The organism is Balnearium lithotrophicum (assembly GCF_900182585.1).
GTDB lineage: Bacteria > Aquificota > Aquificia > Desulfurobacteriales > Desulfurobacteriaceae > Balnearium > Balnearium lithotrophicum.
The window spans coordinates 35538-47294 of the sequence record NZ_FXTM01000007.1; the positions used below are offsets into that span (position 1 = coordinate 35538).

12 protein-coding genes and 1 CRISPR repeat array are annotated in these 11757 nt (G+C 41.1%); of the genes, 8 read left to right on the forward strand and 4 right to left on the reverse strand.

The features are described 5' to 3' along the window. Positions 1–11 precede the first annotated feature (11 nt). The 4 genes from hisC to FN732_RS03610 are packed head-to-tail and all read left to right on the forward strand — an operon-like array spanning position 12 to position 3289. Positions 12–1124, forward strand: coding sequence for a histidinol-phosphate transaminase (hisC, locus tag FN732_RS03595; RefSeq protein ID WP_142934804.1), 1113 nt, complete (start codon positions 12–14; stop codon positions 1122–1124). Further along, on the forward strand, positions 1121–1417 hold the full coding sequence (locus FN732_RS03600; protein WP_142934806.1) for a hypothetical protein: 297 nt from the start codon (positions 1121–1123) through the stop codon (positions 1415–1417). The genes hisC and FN732_RS03600 overlap by 4 nt, the downstream gene beginning before the upstream one ends. 8 nt (positions 1418–1425) lie before the next feature. After that, entirely contained in the window at positions 1426–2580 is a 1155-nt protein-coding gene (locus tag FN732_RS03605; protein ID WP_142934808.1) for a metallophosphoesterase family protein, read from the forward strand. Further along, a complete protein-coding gene (locus tag FN732_RS03610) occupies positions 2549–3289 on the forward strand; it encodes a ComF family protein (protein WP_142934810.1) in 741 nt (246 codons plus the stop codon). Before FN732_RS03605 ends, FN732_RS03610 begins: the two co-directional genes overlap by 32 nt. Here FN732_RS03610 and FN732_RS03615 read toward each other — a convergent pair. Genes FN732_RS03615 through rsgA form a run of 3 tightly spaced genes read right to left on the reverse strand, consistent with a single transcriptional unit; the run spans position 3283 to position 5909 of the window. Then, positions 3283–4233: an ABC transporter ATP-binding protein gene (locus FN732_RS03615; RefSeq protein WP_142934812.1), complete on the reverse strand. Its 951-nt coding sequence runs from the start codon at positions 4231–4233 to the stop codon at positions 3283–3285. The two genes, FN732_RS03610 and FN732_RS03615, sit on opposite strands and share 7 nt — an antisense overlap. Next, a complete protein-coding gene (gene panB, locus FN732_RS03620; RefSeq protein WP_142934814.1) occupies positions 4214–5011 on the reverse strand; it encodes a 3-methyl-2-oxobutanoate hydroxymethyltransferase in 798 nt (265 codons plus the stop codon). The genes FN732_RS03615 and panB overlap by 20 nt, the downstream gene beginning before the upstream one ends. Before the next feature lies 1 nt (position 5012). After that, the gene (gene rsgA, locus FN732_RS03625) at positions 5013–5909 is read right to left on the reverse strand and encodes a ribosome small subunit-dependent GTPase A (RefSeq protein ID WP_142934816.1); all 897 of its coding nucleotides are present in this window, start codon (positions 5907–5909) and stop codon (positions 5013–5015) included. 48 nt (positions 5910–5957) lie between these two features. Between rsgA and FN732_RS03630 the strand changes: the two genes are divergently transcribed. Further along, on the forward strand, positions 5958–6248 hold the full coding sequence (locus FN732_RS03630) for a cupin domain-containing protein (protein ID WP_142934818.1): 291 nt from the start codon (positions 5958–5960) through the stop codon (positions 6246–6248). Positions 6249–6434: 186 nt separating this feature from the next. Beyond that, positions 6435–7045: a CRISPR direct-repeat array (repeat unit 29 nt; unit sequence GTTTTATTTGAACGTAGTGGGATATAAAG). Positions 7046–7256: 211 nt separating this feature from the next. On the opposite strand, the gene FN732_RS03635 is transcribed toward FN732_RS03630, so the two are convergent. Beyond that, positions 7257–8633, reverse strand: coding sequence for a class II fructose-bisphosphate aldolase (locus tag FN732_RS03635; RefSeq protein WP_142934820.1), 1377 nt, complete (start codon positions 8631–8633; stop codon positions 7257–7259). A 55-nt stretch (positions 8634–8688) separates the two neighbouring features. On the opposite strand from FN732_RS03635, the gene FN732_RS09800 reads away from it, so the two are divergent. Genes FN732_RS09800 through FN732_RS03650 form a run of 3 tightly spaced genes read left to right on the forward strand, consistent with a single transcriptional unit; the run spans position 8689 to position 11741 of the window. Continuing rightward, positions 8689–9411, forward strand: a complete 723-nt coding sequence (locus tag FN732_RS09800; protein ID WP_142934822.1) for a septal ring lytic transglycosylase RlpA family protein — start codon at positions 8689–8691, stop codon at positions 9409–9411. Positions 9412–9420: 9 nt separating this feature from the next. After that, entirely contained in the window at positions 9421–11388 is a 1968-nt protein-coding gene (locus FN732_RS03645) for a hypothetical protein (RefSeq protein WP_142934824.1), read from the forward strand. Beyond that, positions 11388–11741 (forward strand): NifB/NifX family molybdenum-iron cluster-binding protein, encoded by a 354-nt coding sequence (locus FN732_RS03650; RefSeq protein ID WP_142934826.1) that lies wholly within the window; start codon positions 11388–11390, stop codon positions 11739–11741. The genes FN732_RS03645 and FN732_RS03650 overlap by 1 nt, the downstream gene beginning before the upstream one ends. Positions 11742–11757 lie beyond the last annotated feature (16 nt).

Consider the following 11757-nt stretch of genomic DNA (forward strand, 5'->3'; position numbering starts at 1 on the left):
AGGAGGATTCAATGTTCTCTCTTCCTGAACACATAAAAAAGGTCCACGTCTACGAACCGGGAAAGCCAGAAGAGGAACTCAAGAGGGAGTTAGGTTTAAGGGAAATTGTCAAATTAGCCTCAAACGAAAATCCCTTAGGTCCTTCTCCCTCTGCGGTTAGGGCAATAATCGAAGACCTTAAAAACCTAAATAGGTACCCCGACGGAAACTCCTACTACTTGAAGGAAAAGCTTTCAAAACACTTAGGAGTGAAGAGGGAGAACATATTTTTAGGTTTAGGGTCAAACGAGGCCTTGGACATCGTTTCAAGGGCTTACTTAAGGCCGGGACTCAATGCCGTTTACAGTGAAAAGTCCTTTGCCGTTTACCCGATAGTCGTTCAGCTTTCAGGAGCCGAACACAAGGTGGTAAAGATGAGGGACAACTACTACATTGACCTTAAGGCACACCTCGATGCCATCGATGAAAATACGGCAGTTGTTTTTCTTGCAAATCCCAACAACCCTACGGGAACGGCATTCTCCAAAAAGGAGTTTGAGGCCTTTTTAAGGGACTTTCCAGACGATGTTTTATTAGTTTTAGATGAGGCCTACTACGAGTATGCCGTTGGAGCCGGCTTTGAAATAGAGAATGGAGTGGATTACATATACGAGAAGAACGTTTTGGTAACGAGGACCTTCTCAAAGATTTACGGACTTGCAGGTTTAAGGTTGGGCTATGCAGTTGGAAGGGAGGAGATAATTGCCGACATGAATAGAATAAGACAGCCCTTCAACGTTACCCGTCCTGCTCAGGTAGGTGGAGCCGCAGCCCTTGACGATAGAATGTTTATAAAGCACTCACAGGTTGTAAATGAGGAGGGTAAGAAGTACCTCTACAACGAGTTTGAAAAGTTAGGTCTTGAGTACGTTCCAACCTATGCCAACTTTATCCTTGTGAAGGTCGGATTTCCAAGCAGGGAAGTTTTCAACAGGCTTTTGAGGAAGGGGGTTATTGTAAGGGCAATGGACGGTTACGGTTTTAACGACCACATAAGAGTAACTGTTGGAACGATGAGGGAAAATATATTTTTTATTAATAAACTAAAGGAAGTTCTTGAGGAACTGAAGGACGAACTATCATGAGAAAACTACTATTGTTGGTAGCTTTTCCTCTTCTACTCTCTCCCTTTGGATGTTCGTGTAAGTGGCAGACAAAGGTTGAGAAGCAGGTTCTAAAGGTTACAGGGGGAAGGTTTACAGTCAAGGTTTACGACGGGGGGAGGTTGGTTGCCCAGTACAAAGGAAAGGGATACGTTTGGTTTGAGGAGACGAAAAACGAAAAGAGACACACCGGTGTTGTGACGTTTAAGGATGAGAACGGTCACATTGTAAGGGTTGGAGCCTTTGGAGGAGTTGTTATAGTAGAGTACGAGTAGGAGGAGGATTGAAAGTAGCTCACATATCCGACAGCCACTTAGGTTACCTTCAGTACAGGTTGGTTGATAGGAGAAACGACTTCCTTAAGGCTTTTAAGCAGGCCGTTGAAAGGGCCATAGATGAGAGAGTTGACCTCATAATTCACACCGGAGACCTGTTTGAAACGTTTCACCCCGACGTATCAACAATCTCTGAGGCAATTTCTGTCTTTAAAGAAATAAAGGATACAGGTATTCCCGTTTTTGCAATTACAGGAAACCACGACAGGGTTCTGAGAAGAGGTTACTCTCCTCCTCATAGAATATTGAAGGACCTTGATTTAATTACCCTTATTGACCCTATTGGAAGCCTTGAGTATAACGGTGTTTTTATTGCAGGAATGAGGTACTTCCCGAGAACATATATGAAGAGTATTAAGGAAAGATTCTTTTCGGAGTTCTCCGAAAAAGCTCAAAAATCCGACTTTTCAATCTTTATGTTCCACCAGGGTTTAGACCAGTACCTCTACTACGACTATGCTTACGAGCTCAACATCTCTGACCTTCCAGATGGGTTTGACTACTACGCTGGAGGCCACGTTCACTCCTTTATAAGAACAGAGTTTAGGGGAGGAGTTCTTTCTTACGCCGGTTCAACGGAGTTTCGCTCAAAGAGGGAAGTTAAGGGTGGAAGGAGGGGATTCAACATATTTAACTTGGAAACTAAAGAGCTCCAGAGGGTAGAACTTTCAAATTTGAGGGAGTTTTTCGTAGTTGAAACTGACGAAGAGAGAGCTCCAAACGACCTCAAAGAGCTATTAGAGAAGGTAAAGTCCTGCAGTGAAAAGCCGGTTGTTTTGATTGACTACACGTACGAAAAGTTAGATATCTACTCGTTGGATAGTCTAATAAGGGAAATAAAGAGAAACTCACTCTATTTGAGGGTTTCGGAGAACAAAAAGATAAGAGAGAGTTCCTACGTTCCGGTGGATACGAGTAAATCCTACAGCGAAATTTACGAGGAGTTTATGAAGGAAAAGGGAGCTCCCGAAGAGGTTTTAGCTTTAGGAAAGCAGATAGTTGAAGGTAACGTAGAGGATGTTCCCCAAATTGTAGAGGGCTTTTTGAAGGAGTTTTTAGGAGAAACGTTTAATGAATTTAAAAAGTTTTCTGAGACCAAGTAGCATTTTAGACCTCCTCTTCCCCTCTTTCTGCTCCGTCTGTGGTTCCTTCTTGATAGGTGAACATAAGTTTGTTTCGTGCTTACCCTGCTGGAAAGAGAATTTTAAAGTATACGAAGGAGAAAAGTGCATCAACTGTGGATTTCCCCTTGAATTTCTACCGGGGGTAAACGGCCTGTGTAGAAGGTGTCTTGAGAGAAGAAGGGAATTTTACTTTGACGGCGTTGAATTTTTTACACTCTACTCTGGTCTTCCTGAGGTTGCACTAAAGGAGCTAAAGTTTTCAAAGGTTAGACCGATTGCCTACGAAGTCGGTAGGGAAATTTCAGAGGATTTACTGGAGAAAATAGAAAAGTGGAAAGTGGATACAGTTATTCCTGTTCCCATTGGAAGTGGGAGATTAAGAGAAAGAGGATTCAATCAGACCGAGGAAATTCTAAAGGGAGCTAAAGTTGAATTTAAAATAGCAGTGGAAAAGGAATTTGAAACAAGGAGGCAGTCGGAGCTCTCAAAAGAGGAGAGGATTGAGAATGTTAAAGGACTTTTTAGGGTTAGGAAAAATTTGAAGAGAGAAGTTTTCGCAAAGAGGGTTCTTGTATTTGACGACGTATTTACAACAGGCTCAACGGTTAACGAAATTTCAAAGGTCTTGAAGGAGAGCGGAGCTCTGTCAGTTTTCGTCTATACCGTATGCTATACACCTCTTCACTGATAGTAGATGCAGGCAACTTTACGGTTTTTGATTTCCTTCAGTTCAACCTTATAGTTTAAACACTCGTTTTTCCTTTTGTAGCACCTTGGGTAAAAAGGACATCCTTTATTTATCGATAATTCCTCAACATTTGGATAAGTTCTTTTACTTCCCGGAACCGACGAGAGCAGGAGCTCTGTATAGGGATGTTTAGGGTCCTCAAGAACATCCTCTGTTCTTCCCTCCTCCAAGATGTAGCCCTTGTACATAACAGCAACCCTATCACTTACTGCCTTAACAACCGGAATTGAGTGAGTTATGAACAGGTATGCCATACCGAGCTCCCTCTGGAGCTCCAAAAAGAGGTTCACAACCTGAGCCTGAACGGAAACATCAAGAGCAGACGTCGGCTCGTCTGCTACGATAACTTCAGGATTTAGAGCAACAGCCCTTGCAATGGCTACCCTCTGTTTTTGCCCTCCTGAAAGCTGGTGAGGATACTTATCGAGAGTTTCTGAGTTAAGCCCTACCCTTTCAAGGAGCTCTAAAGCCTTTTCCCTTAGGTCCCTCTTCTTGGTCAATATTTTATTTATCTTCAAACCCTCTGTAACAATTTCCCAGATTCTCATTCTCGGGTTGAGTGAGCTCTGAGGATTCTGAAAAACTGCCTGAACGTTGACCCTGTAATTTTTATATTCCTTTCCCTTTAAGGTTGATATGTCCTTCCCCTTGAAAAGGACTCTTCCTTCTGTTGGGTTCTCTATGTCAAGGAGAACCTTCCCTAACGTTGATTTTCCGCTTCCGCTCTCCCCTATAAGTCCTAATGTCTCTCCCTTTCTTATCTCTACAGAAATGCCGTTGAGAGCTCCAAACCACTCTTTAACTTTTCCGAAAAAATCCCTCTTTACGGGATAGAGCTTAAAGACGTTTTCCGCCCTTAAAACTTCAGTAGGAGTGCTCTTCATCTGGAAACTTTCCTTCCTTAACTTCCTCTATAAACTTTCTGACAGCGGATTTAGCTTCCCTTCCAAGTTCTGCGTACCTCTTAACAAACTTCGGTTTGAACTCCTCAAACAGACCTACAAGGTCGTGAAAGACCAAAACCTGACCGTTACAGTACCTCCCCGCTCCAATTCCTATAGTAGGAATGGAGAGGCTTTCCGTTATCTCCCTTGCAAGTTCCGAAGGAACCTTTTCAAGGACAACTGCAAATGCTCCTGCCTCCTCAACAGCCCTTGCATCTTCTAAGAGCTTTTTCCTCTCTTCCTCAGTTTTTCCCCTCAGCTTGTAACCCCCGTAAACATTTACACTCTGAGGTTGGAGTCCAATGTGACCTACAACAGGAATTCCGGCATTAACAAGAGCTCTAATCGTTTCAGCGATTTCAACTCCTCCCTCTATTTTTACCGCATCACATCCAGTTTCCTTAAGGGCTCTCCCGGCATTTAAAACAGCATCCCTCGTTCCGGTCTGGTAGGAAAGGAAAGGCATGTCGAATATGACGAGAGCTCTTCTCCTTCCCCTTACAACAGCCTTTGTATGGTGAATCATCTCCTCCATCGTTACAGGGATTGTTGAGGAATACCCCAAGACAACCATTCCTAAGGAATCACCTACTAAGATTCCATCAACTCCTGCCTCATCAACAATCCTTGCTGTTAAGAAGTCGTAAGCAGTTAGAACTGTTATTTTTTCCCCTTTCCTTTTTTTCTCTAAAAACTTGGCAGTAGTTATTCTTTCCATATCAATCTCCAGAACAGTTTCTTACCTCAGAAAGCCATGGAACAAAGGCCTTAATTATTTTGAGGTAACTCTTGTACCTTTCACAAGGTATTTCTCCTCTAATAACTGCCTCCCTCACTTCACATCCCTCCTCCTCTAAGTGGAGGCAGTCTGAAAACTTGCACTCGTACCTTAAAAACTCAGGGAAGTGAAGCCTTACCTCTTCCCTATCCATAAAGTTTAAAGCCTCAACTCTTGAAAATCCTGGAGCATCGCCTATAAAACCCCCTTCAAAGGGAATGAGTCTAACCTCCCTCGTTGTGTGTTTTCCCCTTTCGGTCTTTGAACTAACCTCTCCAACTTTTAAGTCCTCTCCCGTTAGCTCTCTGACTAAGGAGCTCTTTCCTACACCAGATGCTCCTGCAAATATAGAGACAACACCCTTAAGCTCCTCTCTCAGTTCTTCTATTCCCTCTCCACTTTCAGAGCTTGTTGGAATTACCCTGTAGCCTGCACTTCTGTAAATATCAACCCATTTGTCCAGCTCTTTAATCTCTTCTTCATTGAGTAAATCAACCTTGTTGAAGACAACTACAGGATTAACCCCGAGGTAATCGTAAACAACAAGGAGATTATCGAGTAAGTAGTTTTGAAAAGGTGGATTTTTTATAGTTGAAACAATGACAACCTTATCAACGTTGGCTATAGGAGGTCTAATCAGTAGATTTTTTCTGTCCTTTATCCCTTCAATCGCAAAAGTTTCGTTGTCAACAATTCTTCCTTCAACAACATCTCCTGCAAATATTTTATCCCTCTTTCTAACTTTCCCTAATGGAACTCCCCTGTAATGTTTACCTTCCTCCGGAACAAATACCGTTATCTTCTGTCCTGCCCTTTCTACTACAATTCCCTCTGACATGTTTCCTCCAATATTTTTCAATAACTAATTATAGAACGAAGAGATAAAATGGTTGAGAAAACGGGAGTAACGGACAGGGAAAGGGTTTTTGAGGAGCTCCAAAAGGAAGGATACGAAAATCTGTACGTTTGGAGTGGCCCTCCGGGAATCTATTATAACTGGCACATTCACCCCTTTGATGAGGTAAGGTGGATTCTTGAAGGAGAAATAACTATCGGGACAAGAGAAGAGGTATTTCACTTAAAGCCGGGAGATAAACTGAGAGTTCCTGCAGGAACGGAACATTGGGCAGAAGTAGGTGATAAAGGAGTTACCTACGTTTGCGGAACAAAAAGATAGCTGCAGCGAATCGAAATTTTAATGCAAATACTTGAAAACCTTGTAAGACAATTGATTAAGTTGATTTTTTTTGGAGATTTCAAAATTGTAACTGCCAGTTTGCTGCAAAAAACTACCTCTTCAGAACATGTTATAATTGATAAAGTAATTGAAATTCTTTGACTTTGAAGAATATGGATTTTGAGGGTTTTATTTGAACGTAGTGGGATATAAAGAATTTTTAGGCTTTAATTCCATTCTTCCCTGCCTTAGTTTTATTTGAACGTAGTGGGATATAAAGATCAGAAAAGCAACAAGAGCAAAAAACATTACAACAGGTTTTATTTGAACGTAGTGGGATATAAAGTTTGAAGTTGTTTTGGAAGTTCTTGATGAAAGCTAGTTTTATTTGAACGTAGTGGGATATAAAGGTTTCTCCAGTCCTTGATTGCACCCATTATGTTCAGGTTTTATTTGAACGTAGTGGGATATAAAGTTCAGAAGATAGAAAAGGAAGGGCAGGAGTACAGAAGTTTTATTTGAACGTAGTGGGATATAAAGTCGTGAGGTTTTCAGGGTGAAGGTTTTGGAAAAGGTGTTTTATTTGAACGTAGTGGGATATAAAGACGCTTGGGTCTGCAGGAATTGGCGTTAGTGATAGTTTTATTTGAACGTAGTGGGATATAAAGTTGAGAAAGTTCTTTGAGTATTTCATCCTTGACCTGGTTTTATTTGAACGTAGTGGGATATAAAGCCAGATACTTCAGTAACTGTTACGATTGATGGAACGTTTTATTTGAACGTAGTGGGATATAAAGTGCTAAGGAAGATTTAGGCTACGCGAGGGGCTTTTTGTTTTATCTGAACGTAGTGGAACTGAAAATTCTTTAAGTCATTCTATTCCAAGTTCCTTTCAAGACAACTCCTTTTCCTGTAAATAGGGACAGGGATATTTAAAATTGAAGGATGTTCAAGAATTTATTTTCAGAATTAAACTGCCCTCCTTGAGGAGGGCAGGACTTTAATTAGTTATTCAGGCTTTTTCTTGTTTATTTTTACGGGCTTAATGTACTTGTCAACTACATCTTTTGTATTAAAGACGTTAAGCTGCTCAAATAGGAAGTTAAACTTGTTCTTCAAAGCCTCCATCATTGGAGCTTTTACACTCTCTGGCAAGTCCCAAAACTCTTTCTTAAACTTACCAAAAGCCTTTTTCCTTGTTTTATAGATAAACTGCTGTTCTGTCCATCCTTCCTTCCACTCGTTTTTTAGCTCTGTTTTCAACCAGTTGTAGATTTCTTCCTTAAAGTCCTCCGGTAAATAATCGTAGATTATGTTTTGAAAACCGGTTGCAAGGTGAATTTCAGCAGTTTTCACCTCTGGAAACTTGTGGAAGAGCTCATCCGGAAGTGTAGAAGCTCCATGCTGAACTGCGCCAGCCATTGAGTATTTCTTTCTTGCTACCTCTCCGATTCTCTCTAAAACAGAAAAGTCCAACTTCACTTCCGCAACTCTACCATCTGGAAGGGGAATTCCTCCGTGCTCAGTTCCTGTCTGAACGGAAATTTTGCTTATGTGAGGAATGTTCTCACCGTACTTTTTGAGTTCCTCTAAGTATCCTTCCATGAATGCCTCAAACTCCTCAGGAGTTGAGTTTTTACCTCCGATATGGCCTATTTCTCCTCCAACGGAAACCGTAACTCCTTCAGGTTCTATTTCCCTTATGAAGGCCGTCATTTTTGCAGTGTTTATGTAGTTGTGGAACTGCTGTTCCTTCAACGTTGGTTTGCTGTAGTCAACTAACGTTGATGGGTCTATGTCTATGTTGTAGAAATCCGCTTCTATAGCTTCCTTTGTTAGTTTCTTTATATTTTCAAGTTCATTTTCAGGGTTCTCCGAATACTTTTTCGCGTTAAACTGGAAGTGGTCTCCCTGAATAAAGACCGGACCTCGGAATCCTTCTTTTATTGCTGCTGCTAATACACAGGCAGTATACTCTGCAGGTCTTTGGTCTGTATAGCCTATTTCTGACTTAGCAATCTCAAGAATAAACGCCCCAACTTCCTTTTCCACTGCAGTTTTAAAAATCTGTCTCATGACGTCGTAAGTCATTCCTCTTATGTTCATTGCAGGAACGGTAAACCAGAACGGGAGTTCCTCCTTTGCCATTCCCTTTGTGTAAAGGTCGTGGATTGAGGAGGGAACTATTCCAAGGTCTAAGGCAATGGCTCTTATCAGCCAACGGGAGAGTTCTTTTTCCCTGTCTCCTCCAAAAACGGCAGTGTAGATAAGGTTATCAATAACCTCTCTTATCTTTTCCTCATCTTTAACAGAAACACTGTCCTCCTTGATTTCTACCGTTCCATCAACAGTATTTAAAATTTCCTCGTAAGAGAGCTTTCTCATTCTTCCCTCCATCGGTTTTTGTTAGGAAATTTTATCAGTTAAAATTTAAATTGCCATGAAGAGAGTTTCTTTTTTAGTTTTTCTCCTTCTTGCATTGAACCTTTTTAGTTGTGGGGAGAGAAGGGGGATTGTTGTATATCCAACATACAAACACCACTATAGAAGCTGCAAGTATACGTACAGAGTTAAAGGAAAAACTTACTGCGTAAGGAGGAGTTCTAAAGGATTCGTCCAGATAGGTATAGCCTCGTGGTACGGACCGGGATTTCACGGAAGCAGAACGGCAAGTGGTGAAATATACAACATGTACAAGTTAACGGCAGCCCATAAAACCCTTCCGTTAGGAACGTACGTAAAGGTAATAAACCTTGAAAACGGAAGGAGCGTAGTAGTAAAGGTCAACGATAGGGGTCCCTTTGTCAGAGGAAGGATAATCGACCTTTCCTATGCTGCAGCTAAAAAACTCGGAATGTTAAAGAAGGGAACTGCGAAAGTTAAGATAATTGCCCTTGGAAAGAGGGTAGACCACAAATTTGAACCTGAAAACTATGAAGTTGGAAGGTTTTACGTTCAAATTGGTGCATTTAAGAATAAGTTTTACGCCTACAGGTTCAGATGGACAGTTTCAAGAAAACATAGAGTTAAGGTAAGAGTAGTAAAATTGAAAGGTTACTACAGGGTCTTAGCAGGACCTGTTAGTACTTACTCTAAAGCTTTAAGCTTGAAGAAGAGACTTAGAAAGGAGGGATTAAAGGGGTCTTTCATTATCAACCTATAGGGGGAGAAAATGAAAAAACTTTTAGCCTTAATTTCTGTATTGGGTATTCTCTCTTCCTGCGGGGGGAGTCTACAGAGTAGTTCTGGAGCTCCCGATAAAATAAACTATCAGACTACAGACAGGAGTTACCTCGTGTTTGACCCGTTTTCAGGTAAATCAAACCAACCTTTAGGAATTCCTTTTCCAAACGATATCCTTTGGTCTCAGGGGAGCAGAGCTCCAAGCTACGTTTCCTTTGATACCTCGTCAATAACAGACCCGGCTAAAAAGGTTTTGTTTGAGGCTATTAACAAACTTCAGATTCAAGGACTGAGTCCCAATACACCCATATTCATTCCGCTCTCCTCAGAAACTCCAATTGATTTAAATACGCTGAATAATAGATATCTCCTTGTAGATTTGACAGTTTTGGGAGAGCTTCAGCAGAATCCCTCACTTGCAGGCAGTTTAGTCCAGTCAGACAGGCTCTACGTAAGGCAGGAGGGAAGATATCTGAAATTTTACCCCGTTAAGCCATTAGAGGCGGGGCATAAGTACCTATTCATTCTTTTAGACGGAATTAAGGACATACAAGGAAAAACTGTTTTATCACCTCAGATTTACAACGAGATTGAAGGGAAAACTCCCCTTTCAGATGAAAAGCTTGAAGCTCTAAGGCAGAGTTATCAGTACCTCTACGACAACATTTTCCCTGCCGTTTCAAACCTTATAAACGTTGAACTGAATAGGAATACCGTTCTTGAATCCTTTACATTCACTACAGCCAACAAAACACTCTCCGTTTCCGATATTTCAGTAATGAACAAGTTCCTGAGTGGTGAAATTAACGAACTTAAAATTACTGGTCTTCCGTACTCGTCCATAGAGAAAGACTATAGAACCTTTGACAGTGAGGATGTTAATAAATCTCCTCTGTACGGAGTGCTCAAAATAGTTCTATCAAACAATCAGCTCTTAGCACAACTTAGGAACTACAACCTCTTCCCAGCCTTTGATATAACAAAATTGGGAGAACTTTTTGAAAAGGTACAACAAAACGAACAGTTTGACATAAAGGACTACGTTAAGTTTATTCCTGTATTTTTTGGAAACAGGGACAGCTACAACGGAACTGTCTACATATTCCAGCACGGACTTGGGAGCAGTAAAGAACGTGCAGAAAATCTCTTAACTGATATTAATTTACCTGTTGTTGCAATTGACCTTCCATTTCACGGAGACTACACAAAGCTAACGGAAAACAGCAGTTTTGAGTGTGGAGAGGGTAAGTGCTACTTAACGGGAAATGTTGCAAGGAACAGACTCAACGTCTATCAGTCTGTTTTTAACCTTAGGCTTTTGGAGCTCCTTTTAAGAAATGGTGTTTACGATATAGACGGTGATGGAAGTTCTGATAAGGTTAGCCACGTTTACTTTTTAGGTGTTTCAATGGGAGCAATTACAGGTTCAATCTACTCCCACTTTGGAAGTCCTGAAAAGGTTGTTCTTAATGTGGGAGGAGGTAATTACGTGTCAATAATAGATGCTGCAGAAAACGAACTTATAGAGGGACTTCTCAAATCTACGGGAGTTGAGAAAAATACAAACGGTTATGCAGTCCTACTCGGAGTATTCCAGATGATTCTTGACCCTGCAGACCCTGTTTACTTAGGAATCGACAACGGAACAAATGTAATTCTCCAAAATGCCTGCTGCGATACCGTTGTTCCTTTCATTTCGAACAGAGCTCTATCGGAAAGGGTCGGATTTAGTCAATTTACAAGACTATCAACCGATGGAGATTTCCAGAACCCTCCATCCTCTCCTAATTGGTACATATTTGGAGACAGTGAAAACTGGGTTCACCACGGCTTTTTGATTCATACAAATCTTGAAAGTTACCCTGAAGTTCAGGGACACACAACCTTAGAATACGTTGAAAGAGCTGAAAAGGCTGCGAGAAGACAGATTGAGTCATTCTTCAATGGAGGACAGTAATGAAAATTGCCATTCCTGTAGATGAAAACAAACATCCTCTAAATGTCTTTGGTCCTGCACCTTACTTTTTAATTTTTAACACAGAGACTAATGAGAGTTACTTAATTAAAAATGTCTACTCCTGTGGGGGGTGTTCAAGTGGATGCGAGGAAGGAAAGAATGCTGCCGATTTACTCAAGGAAAACGATGTGGATGTCCTCCTGATAGGGGAGATTTCCCGTCCTCCTCTACTTAAACTACTCTCAAAGGGAATTACTGTTTACAGGCTGCCTAAGGGAATTGAGAATATTGACAAAGCAATTCAAAGTCTTAAGGAAGGTAAGACCGAGATAGTTTATTTAAGTTCAGTTTAAGAAGGGGGCACAAAGC

Coding starts and splice junctions, on each gene's coding strand:
- hisC (WP_142934804.1), top strand. CDS start 12: ATGTTCTCTCTTCCTGAACACATAAAAAAGGTCCACGTCTACGAACCG.
- FN732_RS03600 (WP_142934806.1), top strand. CDS start 1,121: ATGAGAAAACTACTATTGTTGGTAGCTTTTCCTCTTCTACTCTCTCCC.
- FN732_RS03610 (WP_142934810.1), top strand. CDS start 2,549: ATGAATTTAAAAAGTTTTCTGAGACCAAGTAGCATTTTAGACCTCCTC.
- FN732_RS03615 (WP_142934812.1), bottom strand. CDS start 4,233: ATGAAGAGCACTCCTACTGAAGTTTTAAGGGCGGAAAACGTCTTTAAG.
- panB (WP_142934814.1), bottom strand. CDS start 5,011: ATGGAAAGAATAACTACTGCCAAGTTTTTAGAGAAAAAAAGGAAAGGG.
- rsgA (WP_142934816.1), bottom strand. CDS start 5,909: ATGTCAGAGGGAATTGTAGTAGAAAGGGCAGGACAGAAGATAACGGTA.
- FN732_RS03630 (WP_142934818.1), top strand. CDS start 5,958: ATGGTTGAGAAAACGGGAGTAACGGACAGGGAAAGGGTTTTTGAGGAG.
- FN732_RS03635 (WP_142934820.1), bottom strand. CDS start 8,633: ATGAGAAAGCTCTCTTACGAGGAAATTTTAAATACTGTTGATGGAACG.
- FN732_RS09800 (WP_142934822.1), top strand. CDS start 8,689: ATGAAGAGAGTTTCTTTTTTAGTTTTTCTCCTTCTTGCATTGAACCTT.
- FN732_RS03645 (WP_142934824.1), top strand. CDS start 9,421: ATGAAAAAACTTTTAGCCTTAATTTCTGTATTGGGTATTCTCTCTTCC.
- FN732_RS03650 (WP_142934826.1), top strand. CDS start 11,388: ATGAAAATTGCCATTCCTGTAGATGAAAACAAACATCCTCTAAATGTC.